General features: G+C 70.9%; 21 protein-coding genes. 15 read left to right on the forward strand and 6 right to left on the reverse strand.

All coding sequences use genetic code 11. The features are described 5' to 3' along the window. The first annotated feature begins 78 nt into the window (after window positions 1-78). Entirely contained in the window at window positions 79-411 is a 333-nt protein-coding gene (locus AB0J74_RS00890) for a hypothetical protein (protein WP_363442862.1), read from the forward strand. A gap of 721 nt (window positions 412-1,132) precedes the next feature. Here AB0J74_RS00890 and AB0J74_RS00895 read toward each other — a convergent pair. Then, entirely contained in the window at window positions 1,133-2,206 is a 1,074-nt protein-coding gene (locus tag AB0J74_RS00895) for a COX15/CtaA family protein (protein ID WP_363442865.1), read from the reverse strand. Between the two features lie 142 nt (window positions 2,207-2,348). On the opposite strand from AB0J74_RS00895, the gene AB0J74_RS00900 reads away from it, so the two are divergent. Genes AB0J74_RS00900 through AB0J74_RS00935 form a run of 8 tightly spaced genes read left to right on the forward strand, consistent with a single transcriptional unit; the run spans window position 2,349 to window position 8,873 of the window. After that, entirely contained in the window at window positions 2,349-3,056 is a 708-nt protein-coding gene (locus AB0J74_RS00900; RefSeq protein WP_363444010.1) for an HTH domain-containing protein, read from the forward strand. After that, complete coding sequence (gene sufB / locus AB0J74_RS00905; protein ID WP_363442868.1) at window positions 3,053-4,486, forward strand: Fe-S cluster assembly protein SufB; 1,434 nt, start codon at window positions 3,053-3,055, stop codon at window positions 4,484-4,486. Before AB0J74_RS00900 ends, sufB begins: the two co-directional genes overlap by 4 nt. Next, complete coding sequence (sufD, locus tag AB0J74_RS00910) at window positions 4,487-5,653, forward strand: Fe-S cluster assembly protein SufD (RefSeq protein ID WP_363442871.1); 1,167 nt, start codon at window positions 4,487-4,489, stop codon at window positions 5,651-5,653. Then, complete coding sequence (locus AB0J74_RS00915) at window positions 5,650-5,985, forward strand: non-heme iron oxygenase ferredoxin subunit (RefSeq protein WP_363442874.1); 336 nt, start codon at window positions 5,650-5,652, stop codon at window positions 5,983-5,985. The genes sufD and AB0J74_RS00915 overlap by 4 nt, the downstream gene beginning before the upstream one ends. Further along, window positions 5,982-6,755, forward strand: a complete 774-nt coding sequence (gene sufC / locus AB0J74_RS00920) for a Fe-S cluster assembly ATPase SufC (RefSeq protein ID WP_363442876.1) — start codon at window positions 5,982-5,984, stop codon at window positions 6,753-6,755. Before AB0J74_RS00915 ends, sufC begins: the two co-directional genes overlap by 4 nt. Before the next feature lie 26 nt (window positions 6,756-6,781). Next, a complete protein-coding gene (locus AB0J74_RS00925) occupies window positions 6,782-8,059 on the forward strand; it encodes a cysteine desulfurase (RefSeq protein WP_363442879.1) in 1,278 nt (425 codons plus the stop codon). After that, window positions 8,059-8,517 carry a Fe-S cluster assembly sulfur transfer protein SufU gene (gene sufU, locus AB0J74_RS00930; RefSeq protein ID WP_363442882.1) on the forward strand — a complete coding sequence of 153 codons (459 nt, stop codon included), beginning with the start codon at window positions 8,059-8,061 and terminating at the stop codon, window positions 8,515-8,517. Before AB0J74_RS00925 ends, sufU begins: the two co-directional genes overlap by 1 nt. Next, window positions 8,514-8,873, forward strand: a complete 360-nt coding sequence (locus tag AB0J74_RS00935) for a metal-sulfur cluster assembly factor (RefSeq protein WP_363442885.1) — start codon at window positions 8,514-8,516, stop codon at window positions 8,871-8,873. The genes sufU and AB0J74_RS00935 overlap by 4 nt, the downstream gene beginning before the upstream one ends. On the opposite strand, the gene AB0J74_RS00940 is transcribed toward AB0J74_RS00935, so the two are convergent. Further along, window positions 8,863-9,585, reverse strand: coding sequence for a TetR/AcrR family transcriptional regulator C-terminal domain-containing protein (locus tag AB0J74_RS00940; protein WP_363442888.1), 723 nt, complete (start codon window positions 9,583-9,585; stop codon window positions 8,863-8,865). The genes AB0J74_RS00935 and AB0J74_RS00940 overlap by 11 nt on opposite strands. A gap of 87 nt (window positions 9,586-9,672) precedes the next feature. Between AB0J74_RS00940 and AB0J74_RS00945 the strand changes: the two genes are divergently transcribed. After that, entirely contained in the window at window positions 9,673-11,115 is a 1,443-nt protein-coding gene (locus AB0J74_RS00945; protein WP_363442891.1) for an MFS transporter, read from the forward strand. Window positions 11,116-11,272: 157 nt separating this feature from the next. Next, a complete protein-coding gene (locus tag AB0J74_RS00950; RefSeq protein WP_363442894.1) occupies window positions 11,273-11,899 on the forward strand; it encodes a LysE family transporter in 627 nt (208 codons plus the stop codon). A gap of 3 nt (window positions 11,900-11,902) precedes the next feature. On the opposite strand, the gene AB0J74_RS00955 is transcribed toward AB0J74_RS00950, so the two are convergent. Further along, complete coding sequence (locus AB0J74_RS00955) at window positions 11,903-13,003, reverse strand: FAD-dependent oxidoreductase (RefSeq protein WP_363442897.1); 1,101 nt, start codon at window positions 13,001-13,003, stop codon at window positions 11,903-11,905. 89 nt (window positions 13,004-13,092) lie between these two features. Between AB0J74_RS00955 and AB0J74_RS00960 the strand changes: the two genes are divergently transcribed. Beyond that, window positions 13,093-13,461, forward strand: a complete 369-nt coding sequence (locus tag AB0J74_RS00960; RefSeq protein ID WP_363442899.1) for a helix-turn-helix domain-containing protein — start codon at window positions 13,093-13,095, stop codon at window positions 13,459-13,461. Here AB0J74_RS00960 and AB0J74_RS00965 read toward each other — a convergent pair. Continuing rightward, the gene (locus AB0J74_RS00965) at window positions 13,458-14,123 is read right to left on the reverse strand and encodes a DNA alkylation repair protein (protein ID WP_363442901.1); all 666 of its coding nucleotides are present in this window, start codon (window positions 14,121-14,123) and stop codon (window positions 13,458-13,460) included. The two genes, AB0J74_RS00960 and AB0J74_RS00965, sit on opposite strands and share 4 nt — an antisense overlap. Window positions 14,124-14,156: 33 nt before the next feature. Here AB0J74_RS00965 and AB0J74_RS00970 point away from each other — a divergent pair, with 33 nt between their 5' ends. Both AB0J74_RS00970 and AB0J74_RS00975 read left to right on the forward strand, forming a co-directional pair. Further along, window positions 14,157-14,807 (forward strand): acVLRF1 family peptidyl-tRNA hydrolase, encoded by a 651-nt coding sequence (locus tag AB0J74_RS00970; RefSeq protein ID WP_363442903.1) that lies wholly within the window; start codon window positions 14,157-14,159, stop codon window positions 14,805-14,807. 9 nt (window positions 14,808-14,816) lie between these two features. Next, the gene (locus AB0J74_RS00975; protein WP_363442905.1) at window positions 14,817-15,260 is read left to right on the forward strand and encodes a hypothetical protein; all 444 of its coding nucleotides are present in this window, start codon (window positions 14,817-14,819) and stop codon (window positions 15,258-15,260) included. Between the two features lie 9 nt (window positions 15,261-15,269). On the opposite strand, the gene AB0J74_RS00980 is transcribed toward AB0J74_RS00975, so the two are convergent. Next, window positions 15,270-16,166, reverse strand: a complete 897-nt coding sequence (locus AB0J74_RS00980) for a neutral zinc metallopeptidase (RefSeq protein WP_363442907.1) — start codon at window positions 16,164-16,166, stop codon at window positions 15,270-15,272. A gap of 180 nt (window positions 16,167-16,346) precedes the next feature. Here AB0J74_RS00980 and AB0J74_RS00985 point away from each other — a divergent pair, with 180 nt between their 5' ends. Then, window positions 16,347-17,951 carry an ABC-F family ATP-binding cassette domain-containing protein gene (locus tag AB0J74_RS00985; protein WP_363442909.1) on the forward strand — a complete coding sequence of 535 codons (1,605 nt, stop codon included), beginning with the start codon at window positions 16,347-16,349 and terminating at the stop codon, window positions 17,949-17,951. A 6-nt stretch (window positions 17,952-17,957) separates the two neighbouring features. On the opposite strand, the gene AB0J74_RS00990 is transcribed toward AB0J74_RS00985, so the two are convergent. Then, on the reverse strand, window positions 17,958-19,271 hold the full coding sequence (locus AB0J74_RS00990; protein ID WP_363442911.1) for a hypothetical protein: 1,314 nt from the start codon (window positions 19,269-19,271) through the stop codon (window positions 17,958-17,960). Window positions 19,272-19,291: the final 20 nt, after the last annotated feature.

The raw sequence follows: 19,291 nt of genomic DNA on the forward strand, positions 1-19,291 counted from the left end.
AAATCAGCCGATGACAGGAGTCACAAAACACGATCGGATGGCACGCGGAATCCGGTAGGCGTGCTTACGCTCTCGGGCATGGCAGATGGTTCCGATACGACGCTGACGACCGAGCAGCCCGAAAAGGAGACCCCCGCGGGTCTCGTGACCGGGATCCGGTCGTTCGCCGCCGACCACGGCGGCGCCCGGGCAGTCATCGAGTACGTCGGCAAGCGTGGCGCCCGGATCGTCCTCGTCGGCGCGGACGGCACCTGGGCGGACCAGTTCGCGGATGGCACCGACGTGGCCCGCGCGGCCTGTGTGAGCGCGGGCGTCACCGTGGAAAACGAGTGGGAGCGAGAGCTGATGGACCAGATGCGGCCGAGCAACGACCTGTGGCGGTCGATGGCCCGGCGCACCCTGTCCCGCTGACACCTTGTCCACCACCACATCGACTCACGAGCAGGCGGCGACCCGGGAGGCATCCCGGGTCGCTCTTGTCACCTGCGATCAGATTCCCGACCTCGAAGACGACGATCGGCTCGTGCTGGCGCCGCTGGCCGCCCGCGGCGTGACCGCCGAGCCGGTCGTCTGGGACGACCCGACCGTCGACTGGGCCGGCTACGACCTCGTCGTGCTCCGCTCGCCCTGGGACTACGCGCCCCGCCGGCCCGAGTTCGTCGCCTGGGCGCATCGGGTGGCCACCCTGGCCAACCCGGCCGACGTCGTCTTCTGGAACACCGACAAGCGCTACCTGAGCGAGCTGGCGGCGGCCGGCGTTCCGGTGATCCCGACCATCGTGGTCGGGCCCGACGGCGCCTGGTTCAGCTACGGCGGCCTGCCGGACGACATCGTCATCAAGCCGGCCATCGGCGCGGGCAGCGTCGACGCGGGCCGCTACCGCCTCGGCGACCAGGCCGAGGCGAACGCGTTCTACGCCCATCTCCGGCGGCTCACCGAGGCCGGCCGGACGGCGCTGCTGCAGCCGTTCCTGAGCGGGATCGAGAAGGCCGGCGAGACGGCGTTGGTCTACCTCAACGACGGAGACGGCCTGCGGTTCAGCCACGCCGCGCGCAAGGGCGCCATGCTCACCGGCCCGGACGAGGGGGTCAGCGGCCTCTACAAGGAGGAGCGGATCGACCCGGCCGAGCCGTCAGCGGCCGAGCTGGCCGTCGCCGACCGGGCTCTCGACGCCATTCCGGGCGGCCGCGACCGGCTCCTCTACGCGCGGGTCGACCTGGTGCCCGACGACAGCGGCGCGCCCACCCTGATCGAGCTGGAGCTCACCGAGCCCTCGCTCTTCCTGGGCACGGCCGCCGGCGCCGGGGAGCGCCTGGCCGCTGCCATCGCGGCCGCCGCTCGCGCGGGTTGACCACAGCACCGACAGGGTCGCCAGCCAGACCAGGGTGGCGCCGAGCATGTGGAAGCCGACCAGCACCTCCGGCAGCCCGGTGAAATATTGAACGAAGCCGATCAGGCCCTGCGACAGCTCGACCACGACCAGCACCAGGGCGGCCCGGGCGGTGCGCCGGGCACCCGTCGCGCGGGCCGTGAACCAGACCGCGAGCGACAGGCCGATCAGCAGGAACACCACGTCGGCGTGCACCTGGGAGATGGTCTGCGGGTCCAGGCCCGTGCGGTGCGCGTCGACGTCGCCGGCGTGCGGGCCGCTGCCGGTGACGATCACGCCCAGCGCGATGACGGCCAGCGAGACCGCGGTCAGCACGGCGACCAACTGGCGCACGGGCGCCGGCGCGGCCGCCCGGCGGGGAGTGCCGCCGTCGACCGTGCGCCGCCACAGGGCGTACGCCGCGGCCAGCACCCCGATAGACGCGAGGAAGTGCAGGCCGACCACCCACGGGTTGAGGTTGGTCAGCACGGTGATCCCGCCCACCACGCCCTGCGCCGGGATGCCCAGGAACACGCCCAGCGACAGCAGCATCAGCCGCTTGGATTCCGCGGTGCGGGTGCGCCGGAAGTGCAGGAAGGCGGCGACCAGCACGGCGAACGCGACCGCACCGACCACCCAACCGAGCATCCGGTTGCTGAACTCGATCACGCCGTGGATGCCCATCGCGCCGTTCGGCGTGTAGGACGCATCGGTGCATCTGGGCCAGGTCGGGCAGCCCAGGCCGGATCCGGTGAGCCGGACGGCCCCGCCGGTGACCACGATGGCGACGTTCGCGATGATGTTGGCCAGCGCCAGGCGGCGGAGCACGGGGATCACGCGCGAGATCCTACGGACCGTAGGAGAGAGATCCGCCTCCGGCCCCGGTGGCCACGTTGCGGACGGTGATGTCGATCACTGGCGTGCCGGTTTGCTCCTGCCGACGGAATTACGTAACGTTGTGGTAGTGAAATACGTCGCGATGCTGCCTCCGCAGGTGGAGACGCCCGGTTCCCCGGTCGTCCCCGCGGATCGGCGCACCCGCGACCGGGTGCTCCAGCTGTTGCTGGAGCGGGGCACCGCCACGGCGGCCGAGCTCGGCGCCGCCCTGCAGCTCAGCCCCGCAGCGATCCGCAAGCACCTCGACGCCCTGCTCACCGACGGCGACGTGGTCGCCCGGCAGCGCCCGGTGCGCGCCGGCCGGGGCCGGGGCCGCCCGGCCAAGGTCTTCACGCTGACCGACGCCGCCCGGCTGCGCTGCGGCCGGCACACCTACGACAACATGGCCAATGCCGCCCTGCGCTGGATCGCCGCCAACGGTGGCGACGGCGCGGTCGGCGCGTTCGCCGCCGAGCAGGTCGCCGCCCTGGAGAGTCGCTGCCAGGAGGCCATGGCCGGGGCCGGCGACGACCCTATCGCCCGGGCCGAGGCGCTCGCCGACGCGCTGACCGCCGAGGGCTACGCTGCCAACGCGTCCACGATCGCCACCGGCGGGCAGCTGTGTCAGCACCACTGCCCGGTGGCGCACGTGGCGGCCGAGTTTCCCGAGCTCTGCGAGGCCGAGACGGCGGTCATTTCCCGCCTGGTCGGCACTCATGTGCAGCGACTGGCCACCATCGCACACGGTGACGGGGTATGCACAACGCATATCCCGGCCCAGCCAACAGGAACTGTGAGGACAGATAAATGACCGAGCAGATCGTCCAGCCCGTGACGACCCAGGAGGAGCACCTCGCCGCCCTGGGCAGCTACCAGTACGGGTGGGCCGACTCCGACACCGCTGGCGCCTCGGCGCAGCGCGGGCTCAGCGAGGCGGTGGTGCGCGACATCTCCGCCAAGAAGAACGAGCCCGAGTGGATGCTCGACCTGCGCCTCAAGGGCCTGCGGCTGTTCGGCCGCAAGCCGATGCCGGACTGGGGCGCGGACCTCACGGGTATCGACTTCGACAACATCAAATACTTCGTCCGGTCGACCGAGAAGCAGGCGGCCAGCTGGGACGACCTGCCCGCCGACATCAAGAACACCTACGACAAGCTGGGCATCCCGGAGGCCGAGAAGCAGCGGCTGATCGCGGGGGTCGCGGCGCAGTACGAGTCCGAGGTCGTCTACCACAAGATCCGTGAAGACCTCGAAGAGCAGGGTGTCATCTTCCTCGACACCGACACCGGCCTGCGCGAGCACCCGGAGCTGTTCAAGGAATACTTCGGCTCGGTCATCCCGGTCGGCGACAACAAGTTCGCCGCGCTCAACACCTCGGTGTGGTCCGGCGGCTCCTTCATCTACGTCCCGCCGGGCGTCAACGTGGAGATCCCGCTGCAGGCCTACTTCCGGATCAACACGGAGAACATGGGCCAGTTCGAGCGGACGCTGATCATCGTCGACGAGGGTGCCTACGTGCACTACGTCGAGGGCTGCACCGCGCCGATCTACTCGTCCGACTCGCTGCACAGCGCGGTCGTCGAGATCATCGTGAAGAAGAACGCCCGCTGCCGTTACACGACCATCCAGAACTGGTCCAACAACGTCTACAACCTGGTCACCAAGCGCGCCGTGGCGCACGAGGGCGCGACCATGGAGTGGATCGACGGCAACATCGGTTCCAAGGTCACGATGAAGTACCCCGCCGTCTGGATGATGGGCGAGCACGCCAAGGGCGAGGTGCTCTCGGTCGCGATGGCCGGCGAGGGCCAGCACCAGGACGCCGGCGCCAAGATGGTGCACGCCGCGCCGCACACCAGCAGCACGATCATCTCCAAGTCGATCGCGCGGGGCGGCGGCCGCACCTCCTACCGCGGCCTGGTGCAGGTGCTGGAGGGCTCGGCGCACTCCAAGAGCACCGTCAAGTGCGACGCGCTCCTGGTCGACACGATCTCCCGCTCCGACACCTATCCCTACGTCGACATCCGTGAAGACGACGTGTCGATGGGTCACGAGGCGACCGTCTCCAAGGTCAGCGAGGACCAGCTCTTCTACCTGATGAGCCGGGGCATGACCGAAGACGAGGCGATGGCGATGATCGTGCGCGGCTTCATCGAGCCGATCGCCAAGGAACTACCGATGGAATACGCCCTGGAGCTCAACCGGCTCATCGAACTTCAGATGGAAGGGGCCGTCGGCTAAATGCCCACGGAAACCGAGGTGGCCATCACGCCGCCCAAGACGTCGAGCGTGCCCAAGACCAAGGCGCAGAGCCTGCGCTCGACCGATGTCGCCGACTTCCCGGCCCTGACAGGCCTGGAGGAGGAGTGGCGCTTCACACCGCTGAAGCGCCTGCGGGGCCTGGCCACGAAGACGCCGGCGGCGGAGACCAGCCTGCGCTGGGAGCACGAGGGCCTGCCGGCCGGCGTGACCGTGTCGCGGCTGGCCAAGGGCGATGAGCGGATCGGCCGGGTGCTGGTGCCGTTCGACCGCGTCAGCGCGCTCGGCTACGGCAACGCTGACGGCGCGACGCTGATCGCGATCGCGCCCGAGGCCGAGCTGACCGAGCCGGCGCGGCTCCGGGTGATCGGCGGCGGCTCCGGCCCGGCCTACGCACACACCGTGGTCCAGGTGGGCCGGTTCGCCAAGGGCACGCTGGTGGTCGAGCAGGTCGGCACGACGACGCTGGCCGACAACGTCGAGGTCGACATCGCCGACGGCGCCCAGCTCACGCTGGTCACGGTCGCCGACTGGGCGTCCGACGCTGTGCAGGCCCAGCACGTCAAGTTCCGGCTGGGCCGCGACGCCCGGGTCGTGCACATGCAGGTCACCCTCGGCGGCGACCTGGTGCGGCAGTACACCAGCGTGGAATACACCGCGCGCGGCGGCGAGGCCGAGCTCTACGGGCTCTACTTCGCCGACGGCGAGCAGCACCTCGAGCACCGCCAGCTGGTCGACCACAGCGTGCCCGACTGCCGCAGCTACGTCGGCTACCGCGGCGCGCTGCAGGGCGACGGCGCACACACCGTCTGGGTCGGCGACGTGCTGATCCAGGTGCAGGCGACCGGGACCGACACCTACGAGATCAACCGCAACCTGGTCCTCAGCGACGGCGCGCGGGCCGACTCCGTGCCCAACCTGGAGATCGAGACCGGCGAGATCGTCGGTGCCGGGCACGCCAGCGCCACCGGCCGGTTCGACGACGAGCAGCTGTTCTACCTGATGGCACGGGGCATCCCGGAGCACGAGGCGCGCAAGCTCGTGGTCCGCGGCTTCTTCGCCGAACTGCTCCAGAAGATCCCGGACGAGCTGCTCCGCGACCGCCTCGGCGACGCCGTCGAGGCGCGGCTGGCGAAGGGCGAGCAGTGAACTTCGTCCGCCTCTGCTCCGTCGAGGACGTGCCCAAGGGCACGGCGATCCGGGCCGTCACCGACGACCTGGAACTCGCGATCGTGCACGGCGAAGACGACCAGTTCTACGCCGTCTACGACGAGTGCTCGCACGCCGCGGTCGCCCTGTCCGAGGGCGAGGTCGACGGCTGCACGCTCGAGTGCTGGCTGCACGGTTCCCGTTTCGACCTGCGCACCGGCGAGCCCACGGGCCTGCCGGCGACCGAACCCGTACCCGTCTATCCCGTCGAAGTCCGTGACGGCGAGGTCTTCGTCGCCCTCACGCCGAGCAATGGAGTTATGCCCGCATGAGCACTTTGGAGATTCGCGACCTGAGGGTGTCGGTCAAGCTGCCCGACGGCCAGCTCAAGCCGATCCTCTCGGGCGTCGACCTCACTGTCCGCGCCGGGCAGACCCACGCCATCATGGGCCCCAACGGCTCGGGCAAGTCGACGCTGGCCTACTCGATCGCCGGCCACCCGAAATACCAGATCACCGGCGGCTCGGTGACGCTCGACGGCGCCGACGTGCTGTCGATGACCGTCGACGAGCGGGCCCGGGCCGGGCTGTTCCTGGCGATGCAGTACCCGGTCGAGGTGCCCGGCGTCTCGGTCGCCAACTTCCTGCGCACCGCGAAGACCGCGATCGACGGCGAGGCGCCGAAGCTGCGCACCTGGGCCGGCGAGCTGCGGGGCGCGATGGAGCGGCTGCAGATGGACCCGGCGATGGCACAGCGCAACGTCAACGAGGGCTTCTCCGGCGGTGAGAAGAAGCGGCACGAGATCGTCCAGCTCGAGCTGCTCAAGCCGAAGATCGCGATCCTCGACGAGACCGACTCCGGCCTCGACATCGACGCGCTGCGAGTGGTCAGCGAGGGCGTCAACCGGGTTGGCGCGACCGGCGAGACCGGCCTGCTGCTGATCACCCACTACACCCGGATCCTGCGCTACATCACGCCCGACTTCGTGCACGTCTTCGCCCGCGGCCGGATCGTCGAAGAGGGCGGCCCGGAGCTGGCGGAGAAGCTCGAGGCCGAGGGCTACGAGCGCTACCTGGCGGAAACCGGCCCGGCCACCGCCTGATCCACGCACGAAGGGGCTGCCCAGTCATGACGTCTCTCGCGATCCCGTCGACGTTCGACGTCGCCGCGCTGCGTGCCGACTTCCCGATCCTCGGTCGGGAGGTCAACGGCCACCCGCTGGTCTATCTGGACAGCGCCAACACGTCGCAGAAACCACGTCAGGTGCTCGACGTCATGCGCGCGCACCACGAGCGGCACAACGGCAACGTGTCCCGTTCGGTGCACACACTGGGCACCGAGGCGACCCTCGCCTACGAGGGCGCACGGGAGAAGGTGGCCGCGTTCATCAACGCGCCGGCGGCGTCCGAGGTGGTGTTCGGCAAGAACTCCACCGAGGCGATCAACCTGCTGGCGTACGCCTTGTCCAACGCCTCGGCGACCCCCGGCAGTGACCCGCGCTTCCGGCTCGGCCCCGGCGACGAGGTGGTGATCTCCGAGATGGAGCACCACTCCAACATCGTCCCGTGGCAGTTGCTGTGTGAGCGCACCGGCGCGACCCTGCGCTGGTTCGGCGTCACGGAGGAGGGCCGGCTCGGCGAGTCGGGCCTGGAGACCTTGGTCAACGAGCGCACCAAGCTGGTGTCGCTGGTGCACATGTCCAACATCCTGGGCACGATCAACGACCCGACCCGGATCGTCGCGCGGGCCCACCAGGTCGGCGCGCTGGTGATGCTCGACTGCTCGCAGTCGGTGCCGCACCTGCCGGTCGACGTGCGGGCGCTCGGCGCCGACTTCATCGCGTTCACCGGGCACAAGATGCTCGGCCCGACCGGCATCGGGGTGCTCTGGGGGCGCGCGGAGTTGCTCGAGGCGATGCCGCCGGTGTTCGGCGGTGGCTCGATGATCGAGACCGTGACGATGGAGAAGTCGACGTTCGCGCCGGCGCCGGCCCGATTCGAGGCCGGCACGCCGCCGATCGTCGAGGCGATCGGGCTCGGCGCGGCGGTCGACTACCTGACCGGGGTCGGCATGACCGCGGTGCAGGCACACGAGCAGGAGATCACCGCATACGCCCTGGAGGCGCTGGCCTCCGTGCCGACCTTGCGGATCTTCGGCCCGACGACGCCCGACGGGCGCGGCGGCACCATCTCGTTCGCGCTGGAGGGCATCCACCCGCACGACGTGGGCCAGGTGCTCGACGACGAGGGTGTCGAGGTGCGGGTCGGTCACCACTGCGCGCGGCCGGTCTGCGTGCGCTACGGGGTGCCGGCGACCACCCGGGCCTCGTTCTACGTCTACACGACGACCGAGGAGGTCGACGCCCTCGTGCGAGGGCTCGAACGGGTCCGAAAGGTGTTCGGCTGATGCAGTTCGACCAGCTATACCAGGAGATCATCCTGGAGCACTACAAGCGGCCGCACGGCCGTGGGCTCCGCGAGCCGTTCGGCGGCGAGGCGCACCACGTCAACCCGACCTGCGGCGACGAGGTGACCATCCGGGTCGCGGTGTCCGGCGACAAGCTCGCCGACGTGTCGTACGAAGGCATGGGTTGCTCGATCAGCCAGGCCTCGGCGAGCGTCCTGCACGACCTGCTGGCCGACCTGTCCGTCGGCGAGGCGTTCAAGGTGCACGACGCGTTCGTCGAGCTGATGCAGGGCCGCGGTCAGGTCGAGCCGGACGAGGAATTGTTGGGCGACGGCGTGGCGTTCTCCGGAGTAGCGCGCTATCCGGCGCGTGTGAAGTGCGCCCTGCTGCCGTGGATGGCGTTCAAGGACGCGGCCGTACGCGCCGGCGTCACGGTCGGACCCGAGGTGAAGGCATGAGTGAGGAAACTGTGAGCACGCCCGCTCCGTCGAAGGCGTCGATCGACGAGATCGAAGAGGCGATGAAGGACGTCGTCGACCCCGAACTCGGCATCAACGTGGTCGACCTCGGCCTGGTCTACGGCGTCCACGTCGACGAGGAGAACGTCGCGACCCTCGACATGACGCTGACGTCGGCGGCCTGCCCGCTGACCGACGTGATCGAGGACCAGACCCGGGCGGCGCTGACCACCGGCCCGGGCGGCGGCATCGTCACCGACTTCCGGATCAACTGGGTCTGGCTGCCGCCATGGGGCCCCGACAAGATCACCGACGAGGGCCGCGACCAGCTCCGCTCGTTGGGCTTCAACGTCTGACGTAGGTCTCCAGACTTCGGATGAGCATGTCCAGGCCGAACGCGAAGCGTTCGTCGCTGTCGGCCTGCATGAGCTCCTCGACGTGTGCCGTGAGGGTCGGGAAGCGGTCCCGGGGCAGCGTCCGGTAGTAGTCGTGGATCTCTTTGAGGCGGGCTTGGAAGCGCTCGCTCGCGTCGGCCGCGTCGAGGCCGTGGCGCGCGACGATCAGGGCGCCCTCGAACGAGTCCGCCGCGATGTAGAGGGCGAGCCGGTCGGTGGCCAGCGCGGCCACACTCGGCGGCACCCCGCCCGCCAGCATGATCGCGAGCATCCCCTCGCCCATTCGCAGCGCGTGATAACCCACCGGGATGTTGCCCAGGCTCAGCCGGGCGATGTCCCGGTGGTTTGCGTGCGCCCGCTGGATCTCGAACGCCAGCTCGCGTAGCTGCTCCTGCCAGCGCGCCGGGTCGGGCTCCGGTATCCGGATCTCGCTGAGCACCCGCTCGCGGATCAGTTCGAGCAGTTCCTCCTTGTTGGCGACGTGCGCGTAGAGCGACGCCGCGCCCGTGTCCAGCTCGTCGGCGACCCGCCGCATGCTCACCGCGTCGAGCCCCTCCGCGTCGAGCACCTTGAAGGCCGCGTCGACGATCTTGTCCGCGCTGAGCGGCTCCCGAGCGGGGGAGGGCGCACGGCGGGGCTTCTTCCAGGGCGGCGGCGGCAGCACGTCGGTCACACCGAACATCGTACTTGACGCGAACGATGTTCGAGCGTAGAACGGTGTTCGTACATCATCGAACGCCGTTCGTCAGGAGCTGTTCCCATGTCAGTCGCTACCGCGCCCGCCGCTGCCACGACGACGGATCCCCCCGCGTACCGGTGGCGCTGGGTGGTCCTGTTCGCGATCCTCACCGCCGAGGTGATGGACCTGCTCGACTCGCTGGTCACCACCATCGCCGGCCCAACGATCCGGGCCGATCTGGGCGCGCCGCCGAGCACCGTCCAATGGCTGGCCGCGGGTTACACGTTGGCGATGGCGGTCGGCCTGGTGACGGGGGGCCGCCTCGGCGACCTCTACGGCCGCCGCCGGATGTTCCTGGTCGGCACCGTGGGTTTCGTGGCGTCCTCGATGCTCTGCGCCGTCGCCCAGAGCGAGGGCACGCTGGTCACCGCCCGCGTGCTGCAGGGCCTGTTCGGCGCGGTGCTGCTGCCGCAGGGCTTCGGGCTGATCAAGGAGATGTTCCCGCCGCGGCAGGTGGGTTCCGCGTTCGGCCTGTTCGGCCCGATCATGGGCCTGTCGGCGGTGTGCGGCCCGATTCTCGCCGGCTGGCTGGTCAGCGCCGACCTGCTCGGCCTCAGCTGGCGGATGATCTTCCTGGTCAACCTGCCGATCGGCCTGCTGGGCCTGATCCTCGCGGTCCGCTTCATGCCCGAGTCCCGCGACCCGGCCGCCCCGCGCCTGGACCTGGCCGGCGTGGGCCTGATCTCCGCGGCGATGTTCCTGCTGGTCTACCCGATCGTGCAGGGCCGCGAACTGGGCTGGCCGGCCTGGACGTTCGCGTCCATGGCGGCCGCGCTGGCGCTCTTCGCCGCGTTCGGCTGGTGGGAGGCCCGCCGTCAGCGGCGCGGCGCCGACCCGCTGGTCGTGCCGACGCTGTTCCGCAAGCGCGCGTTCACCGGTGGTCTGGTAGCCGGGACCGCGTTCTTCGCCGGGCTGCTCGGGTTCGGCCTGGTGCTGACCCTCTACTTGCAGGTCGGGCTGGGCTTCTCGCCCTTGAAGACCGGCCTGACCGGGGTGCCGCAGGCGGTCGGGGTGATCGTCGGCTTCGGCCTGTCCGCGGCCGGCGGCCTGGCCCGCCGGCACGGTCGTCGGGTGCTCCAGGCCGGCGTCACGGTGATGGCCGTGTCCGCGCTCGGCTTCGTGGCGACGATCCATGTCGCCGGTGCCGTGACGCCGTGGCGGCTGGCACCGGTGCTCGGCCTGTTCGGCATCGGCATGGGCCTGGCGATGGCGCCGTTCTTCGACATCATCCTGGCCGGCGTGGAGCCGCGGGAGAGCGGATCGGCGTCGGGCGCGCTCAACGCGGCGCAGCAGTTCGCGGGGGCACTCGGGGTGGCCGCGCTGGGCACGCTGTTCTTCAACCGGGCGGGCGGCGGTGCCGGGGTCTCCGGGGCCATCGAGACCGTGCTGTGTGCGGTGGCCGGGCTGCTTGTGTTGACCTTCGCGCTGACGTTTCTGCTGCCCCAGACAGCCAGGGCCGAGTGACCCAAAGCCTCGAAAACCCGGTGCGGTCGGTCGGCCGGTTGCCCCATGATGTGCGGGTGATCGAACTGACCCGGACCCAGGTTTCTGTCGCGACGGCCCTCGCCGGTCGCCGACAGCAGCCTGGCTCCGTGCCGGCGTCGATCTCGCCCGATCCGCGATGAGCGACGCGTTCCTCGCCGGCCTGGTCGCCGGCTACGGCGTCGCGATCCCGGTCGGCGCCATCGCGATTCTGATCATGGGGATCGCCGCCCGCACCTCGTTCAAGGTCGGTGCGTCCGCGGCGCTGGGAGTGGCCACCGCCGACGGGCTCTACGCCGCGGTCGCGGTGCTCGGCGGTGCGGCGTTGGCCGGCGTCATCGAGCCGATCGCCACGCCGCTGCGCTGGGTCGCCGTCGTCGTGTTGCTGGTGCTCGCCGGCCACACCGGGTGGTCCGCCGTGCGCCACCACCGCGATCCGGCCCGGGCGGCCCGCTCCGGTGCGGGCCTCGGCACGCCGGCCCGGGCGTACGGCGGCATCCTGGCCCTCACCCTGCTCAACCCGATGACGATCGTCTACTTCGCCGCGCTGGTGCTCGGCCGGCAGGCCAATGACGAGCTGAGCTCGGCCGGTGAGGTGCTCTTCGTGCTGGGTGCCTTCGTCGCCTCGGCGAGTTGGCAGCTGCTGATCGCCTCGGGCGGCTCGCTGGTCGGCCGCCTGCTGACCGGCCCGCGAGGGCGGCTCTACACCGCCCTCGCGTCCAGCCTGCTGATCGTCGTGCTGGCGATCAACCTGGCGGCCGGCTGACGGTCAGCGCTCCGGCGCGTCGAAGTGCACCGAATACATGTCGACCAGCATCGAGTTGCCCTTGATCGTCGAAGCCGACTCGGCACCGGAGACACCGTCGGGTAGCTGGCTGGCACCGCCCTCCGGGCCGAGCGGCACGACGATCAGCGTCGGGCCGACCTCGTAGGCCCGCGGTCCGCCGACGCCGGTGATGGCGGCCCGGATGTTGGCCGCCACCACCTCGGACTGGCGGCCGGCGGCGCCGGCGGTGTCGCGGTCGGCGGTGGAGATGTCGCCGAGCGCGAACACGTCGTCGCCGCCCTTGACCCGCAGCTGTTCGTCGACGGCGACATAGCCCCGGTCATCGACCGCGGCCGCCAGCGCACCGCGCAGGTAGTCGGTCGCCGGCCGGACGCCGAACGCGCGGAACCAGATGTCGGCCTGGACGGTCTCGCCGCTCTCGGTGGTCACCTCGACCGCGGCCGGCGTGGCCGGTGCGACGTCCGGCAGCGCGTGCAGCGGGCTGCCCAGCACGAGCCGGACGCCCATCTTGTCGAGCTGGCGCCGCAGCTCCTCACGCAGCTCCTGGTCGAACGGGCCGTGCAGGATGTCCGGGTTGACGTCGACGACGGTGACCTCCTTGTCAGGGAAGTACGCCTTGATCTCGCCGGCGAGCTCGAGCCCGGACGGTCCGGCACCGACGATCAACGCCCGGTCCGCACCGCTGAGTGCGTCGTGCGCCGCCCGCAGTTGGGCCTTGGCCCGGTGCTGGTCGGAATCGGCGGCCTTGGCCGGGAACGGATAGGCCGAGCCGGTCGCGAGAACCAGGTAGTCGGGTTCCAGCTGGGCGCCGGACGCCAGCGTGACCGTGCGCCCGTCGACGGCCACGGCGCGGTCGCGCACGTATCGGCCGTGGTGCAGGAGCCGGTTCAACGGCATGAAGATCTTGTCGATCCAGGACGGCTCGACGAGCGCGCGCCAGGCCGCGACGTTGTGCAGGAAAGCGTCGGACGGGTCGACGAGCGTGACGTCCGCGACGTCATCCAGCGCCTTGGCGGTCTTCAGTCCGCCGTAGCCGCCGCCGAGTACGACGACGGAAGGGCGCTTGACCTCGGTGTCGGTCACCAGTGTTACCTCCGTGAAAAGGCTAGCCGCACGTATTCGGCTAGCTGCTTCGGAAATACTAGCGACCACGATCGCGCTAGCATGGCGACATGGGGGATAGTCCGGAACGTCACACCGACGAGCTGCGCCAGCGCTGCTCGCGTGGCGACATCGCGCTCGCGCGGGCCTTCAGCCTGCTCGGCAAGCGCTGGACGGGGCTGGTGGTGGGCAGCTTGACCCTGGGGCCGGTGGGGTTCCGCGAGCTTTCCCGCACGATCGGCGGCGTGAGCGACTCGGTGCTGTCCGACCGGCTGGCCGAGCTGTGTGACCAGGGGATGGTGGAGCGGGCGGTCAACCCGGGGCCGCCGGTGACCGTCACCTACAAGCTGACCGAGGCCGGCGAGGGGCTCATCCCGGCGCTCACGATGATCGCCGAGTGGGCCGACAAGTTCATGCCCGAGCCGCCGACCGCCTGCTAGAGGTTCTTCAGCGCCTCGCGCCGGGAGAGTCCGGACAGCGAGGTGGCGGCGACGAACGCGCGCACCGAGTCCGGATCGGTCTTGGCATACTCGCGCAGCGCCCAGCCGATCGCCTTGCGGATGAAGAAGTCGCCGTGCCCGGCCCGCAGAGCGCAGTAGCCGAACAGCCTCTCGACGTCGGTCCGCGACTTGTAGAACAGCTGGTGCAGCAGCGCCGTGCGGATCACCCAGAGGTCGTCGTCGGCGATCCAGGCGTCCATCTCCGCGACCAGGCCGTCGTGCCGCGCGACCATCGGCCCGACCACCCGGGCCGCCACGATGTCGACCGTGTCCCACCAGGGCCTGGTGGTGATCAGCCGGCGGAGCACGGGCAGTGCGGCCGGCGTCAGCACCGCCACGTGCCGCCGCAGATGACCGCACGCGAAGTACTGGTACTCGCGCTCCTCGCGGGCCCAGCACGCGTCGGCGAGCGCGAGCAGGTCGGCCTCGTTCGGCCGGCGCACACCCGCGGTGGCCACGCGGGCCAACTCCCGCTGGCGCGGCGCCATGATGCCGAGAAAGGCGAACTGATCACGCATGTACGCCCGCATCGCGGCCGCTTTCGCCGGGTCGCGGTCGGCCTCGAACAGCGTGGTCAGGCGGGCCAGCACCGGCTCGGTCATTCCGACATTCTGGCGTGCCGTAGCGTCCCGTGGATGACCACCAGCCGGCCGGCCGCGGGCGGCGGGCGCTGGGTCGACGTCGACCCCGACCGCCTGACCCGCTGGGTCGACGGTTTCCGGGAGCGGCACGGCGACTACGCGCAGCGGCCCACCGAGGAGGGCGTCCTGCTCGCCGCGTTCGACGGCGCCACCGCCGCGCTGCACCCGCCGCCCGGCGCGCCGCTCGCCACCGACCTGGCCGACTTCGTGGACACCGCCCGCACCCCCCGCCGGATCGGGCTGCTGCTGGCCCGCAAGTCGGCGGTCGCGGTCGGGGTGGCCGACGGCGACCGGCTGCTCGCGTCCAAGGTGGACAGCTCCTACGTGCAGGGTCGCACCGCCGCCGGTGGCTGGTCGCAGCAGCGGTTCGCCCGGCGCCGCGACAACCAGGCCAGGGCCGCGGCCCGGGAGGCGGCCGACCTCGCGGCCCGGATCCTGCTGCCCGAGGCCGGGACGCTGAGCGCGCTGGTCTGCGGCGGCGACCGGCGCGCGGTCGACGCCGTGCTCGCCGACCCGCGGCTGGCCCCGCTGCTGCCGTTGCGGGCCGACCGCCTGCTCGAGGTCGCCGAACCGCGGCACGCCGTGCTGGTCGAGGCGATCGCCGCCGCCCGAGCCGTATCGATCCTGGTGCGCGACCCGGTGTAGCCTCCCGCCATGGTTTCGCGGTGGACCGTCGACGACACCCTGCGCCAGCCGCTGCGGCGCGCCGGCGTGCTCGCGGCCGTGCTGGTCGTCGCCGGCCTGGTGGTCGGCGGCTTCTTCCTCTTCCGCGGGCAGCGCGCGCCCGAGCAGGGCGCCCGGCTCGCGGCCGACTCGTTCCTCACCCGGCTCGCCGCGGGCAACATCGCCGGCGCCTACGACCAGCTCTGCAACGACACCCGGGGGCGGGTCGAGCGGGAAGACTTCGTCGCCGGGATCGGCGGCCGGCCGGCGGTCCGCTCCTACCGGATCGACGGCGTGGCCGCGACGGGCCCGCACGACGCCACCGTCAGCGCCGCCCTGGTCGACCCGACCGGAGCGAGCACGGCGTACGAGATGCGGGTCACCGTCGATCGCGGCACCTGGCGGGTCTGCGGCAACCCGCTGGACGCCGGCTGAGCCCGGCACTCAGGCCTTGAACGTGTCGCACGCCTTCGGGTCGCCGCTGTCGTAGCCGGTGCGGAACCACTGCTGCCGCTGCGCCGACGTGCCGTGCGTGAAGGCGTCCGGGTTGACCTGCTGCCCGGCCTGCTTCTGCAAGGTGTCGTCGCCGATCGCGGCTGCGGTGTCCAGGCCTTCCTTGATGTCCTGGTCCGTGATGCTCTTGAAGATCGGGTCACCGTCGGCGTCAGCGGTCTGTGTCGCGTTCTTGGCCCACGCACCGGCGTAGCAGTCGGCCTGCAGTTCGAGCTTCACCGACAACTCGTTGGCGTCGCCCGGGTCGCGCTCCTGCTGGCGCCGCATCTGCGCCTCGGTGCCGATCAGCGACTGGATGTGGTGCCCGTACTCGTGGGCGAGCACGTAGGGCTGCGCGAACTCGCCCTTGGCACCCAGCTGGTCGGCCAGCACCTGGTAGAAGGTCAGGTCGATGTAGACCTTGTGGTCGGCCGGGCAGTAGAACGGCCCGACGCCGGAGTCGGCGGCACCGCACCCGGTCTGCACCGACTGGTCGAAGAACACCGTCGGCGCCTTCTGGTACTGCTCGCCGAAGCTCTGCGGCAGCCGCTTGGCCCACCACGACTGGATCGAGTTGACATACAGCGTGTTGCGGCAGTCGAGTTGCTCCAGTTTGTCGGCCGCGTCACAGTGCTGCTGGATGGCACCGTTGTCGGCCGGCTCGTCATTGGTGATGGCGTTCACACCGAAGCCGCCGCCGACCAGCACGGCGATCAGTGTCACGATCAGCCCGACGATGCCGCCGCCGCTGGTCGGGATGGGTAGGCGACCGCCGCCCCCGCCCCCGCCCGCGCCGCGCCGGTCCTCTATCTGGCTGGTGTCGACGTCAGCCCGCTCGTTGAGTTCCACGGGCGTGGATGTACCCGATGATCTTGATGGTTAATCCGGTGGGGATTCGGTCCGGGCAACCGGTACACTTCTCCCGTGCTGCTCTGCGAAGACTGACCTGCCCCGGCGCCGACGGGATCCCACCCGATCGGCGCTCTTGCGTGCCCAGAGTCAGCCTTCCTCACAGAGAGAGCGTTCCTGATGATCACTGCCACCGGGCTGGAACTTCGCGCCGGCGCGCGGATCCTGCTGTCCGACACCACCCTGCGGGTGCAGCCCGGCGACCGGATCGGCCTGGTCGGTCGCAACGGCGCCGGCAAGACCACGACCCTGAAGGTCCTGGCCGGAGAGGGTACGCCGTACGCCGGCGCGGTCGAGCGCACGAGCGTGGTCGGCTACCTGCCGCAGGACCCGCGTACCGGCGACCTCGAGGTCACCGCCCGCGACCGGGTCCTGTCCGCGCGCGGCCTGGACACCCTGCTCGCCGAGATGAACGCCGTCGAGGCCAAGCTGGCCGAAGACCCGACCGACGCTCTGGTCCGCCGCTACGGCTCGCTCGAGGAACGGTTCGCGGCGCTCGGCGGGTACGCGGCCGAGGCCGAGGCCGCCCGGATCTGCGCCAACCTCGGGCTCCCCGACCGGGCGCTGGCCCAGACGATCGGCACGCTCTCCGGTGGTCAGCGCCGCCGGATCGAACTGGCCCGCATCCTGTTCCGTGACGCGGGCGAGGAGGGCGCCGGGATCCTGCTGCTCGACGAGCCCACCAACCACCTCGACGCCGACTCGATCGTCTGGCTGCGCGGTTACATGGCCGCACACAAGGGCGGCCTGATCGTGATCAGCCACGATGTCTCGTTGCTCGACGCGGTGGTCAACAAGGTCTGGTACCTCGACGCGAACCGGGCCGTGGTCGACAGCTACAACGTCGGCTGGAAGACCTACCTGGAGCAGCGCGAGACCGACGAGCGCCGGCGCCGCCGGGAGCGGGCCAACGCCGAGAAGAAGGCCGGCGCCCTGAAGGCACAGGCCGACAAGATGCGGGCCAAGGCGACCAAGGCCACCGCGGCGCAGAACATGGCGAAGCGCGCCGAGAAGCTGCTCGCCGGCCTCGAAGACGAGCGGGTCGGGGACCGGGTCGCCAAGGTGCGCTTCCCGGAGCCGGCGCCCTGCGGGCGTACCCCCTTGACCGCTTCCGGCCTGTCGAAGTCCTACGGCTCCCTGGAGATCTTCACCGACGTCGACGTGGCCGTCGACAAGGGCTCCCGGGTCGCCATCCTCGGCCTCAACGGCGCCGGCAAGACGACCCTGCTGCGGATGCTGGCCGGCATCCTGACGCCGGACACCGGCGAGGTGGTGGCCGGGCACGGGTTGCGGCTGGGCTACTACGCGCAGGAGCACGAGACGCTCGACGTCGACCGCACCGTGCTCGAACACATGCGCTCGGCCGCGGCCGACCAGACCGACGGCGACCTGCGCCGGATCCTCGGCGCGTTCCTGTTCAGCGGCGACGACGTGAGCAAGCCGGCGGGCGTGCTCTCCGGCGGCGAGAAGACCCGGCTGGCGCTGGCCACGCTGGTCTGTTCCGGCGCCAACGTGCTGCTGCTCGACGAGCCGACGAACAACCTCGACCCGGTCAGCCGCGAGCAGGTGCTCGACGCGATCGCCCGCTACCCCGGGGCGATCGTGCTGGTCACCCACGACCCGGGCGCGGTGCTGGCACTCAAGCCCGACCGGGCGATCCTGCTGCCCGACGGCGACGAAGACGCCTGGAGCGACGATCTGCTGGAACTCGTCGAGCTGGCCTAGGTCCGGCTAGACCAGGATCGCTTTGATCACGATGGCGGTGATCGCGCCGGTCGCCACCAGGAGCAGGGGAGTCGGTATCGTCTCGCCGCCCTGGTGGCGCGGTGCCACCGAGGCCATCGTCAGCCAGGGGAAGAACGGCAGCCAAGAGGTCTCCGCCCCGCCGCGGGCCAGGCCGGTCACCAAAGTGAACAGAACGGCGATGCCGGCGGCGACCAGGAACGGCCAGCCCGGCGTATTGCGTGACTTGCGCAAACTGGCATAGAGCGCAGGTCCGGCCGCCAGCAGCAGCACGACCAGGCTGATCCCGCTCCACCAGAGCACCGAGCGGTGCGGCTCGACCCGCACCGCGAAGTCGTGCCGCGCGTCCATCACGCCGTCGAACCAGTTGAAGCCGAGCCGCTCGGCCACGACCACCGGGATCAACGCGGCGAGGCCGGTGAAGAGGTTGAGCGCGGCGCGCCGGCGGGCGAAGTAGAGGAACGCGGCAGCCAGGCCGAGCCAGGGCGCACCGTACGCGAACAGGGCCGCGAGGCCGAGCAGCAGCCCGGCGACGCTGGCCCAGATGCCGGCCCGCACGCCGGTGCGGCGCTCGTCGGAGGCGTGCACGCCGGCCGCGATCATCGCCGCGCCGAGCACCGCGACCACGCCCTCGACCCCGGCGGCGAGCCAGACCGCGTAAGGAGCGAGGGCCAGCACCGGCAGGTAGCGACGGGCGGCGAGATCACCGCAAACGCCCCGGACGGCGAACAGCACCAGGGGTACGACGGCCGCACCGACCGCGGTCAGCAGCAGGCCCAGTCCGACACGTTCCGTGATACCGATGCGCATCAACGCCCAGAGCAGAAGGATCGGCCCCGGTGGATGTCCTCGGGCGACGACCGAGGGGATCACCCCTTCGGTGGTGTAACCCCGCAGATAGTGAAGAGGATCGTCACCCACTCGGGTGGCGTCGGCGACGTAGTCATCGGGTGCGGTCAATGCGTCGGCCAGGTCGTGATAGCCGTGCGCGAGGGCCAGCGACAGGGTCCAGAACACCGCCACCAGCCAGCCGGAAAGCAGCACGAGCGGCCATTTCATGCGCTCCCACCACCCGCGATGGGCCGCCGCGACGGCCCCCGCGGCGACCATCGGCGCAAGCACGCTGGCCAGCGAGATCGTCAGCGTGTAGGAGCCGAGAAAGGGTGCGCCGGCGGTGCCGAGGCGTGCCCCGCCGCGCACCGCGAGCCACGTCGCGAGGGCGCCGACAGCGGCCAGGACGAGCCAGCCGACGAGGTCGGTCCGCTCGTCCCGATGGGCGGCTCGGGCCTCCTCAGGCGTCACGGGCCATCACGGTATCGGGT

Origin of the sequence: Asanoa sp. NPDC049573 (assembly GCF_040676615.1) — a bacterium.
Taxonomy (GTDB): domain Bacteria; phylum Actinomycetota; class Actinomycetes; order Mycobacteriales; family Micromonosporaceae; genus Asanoa.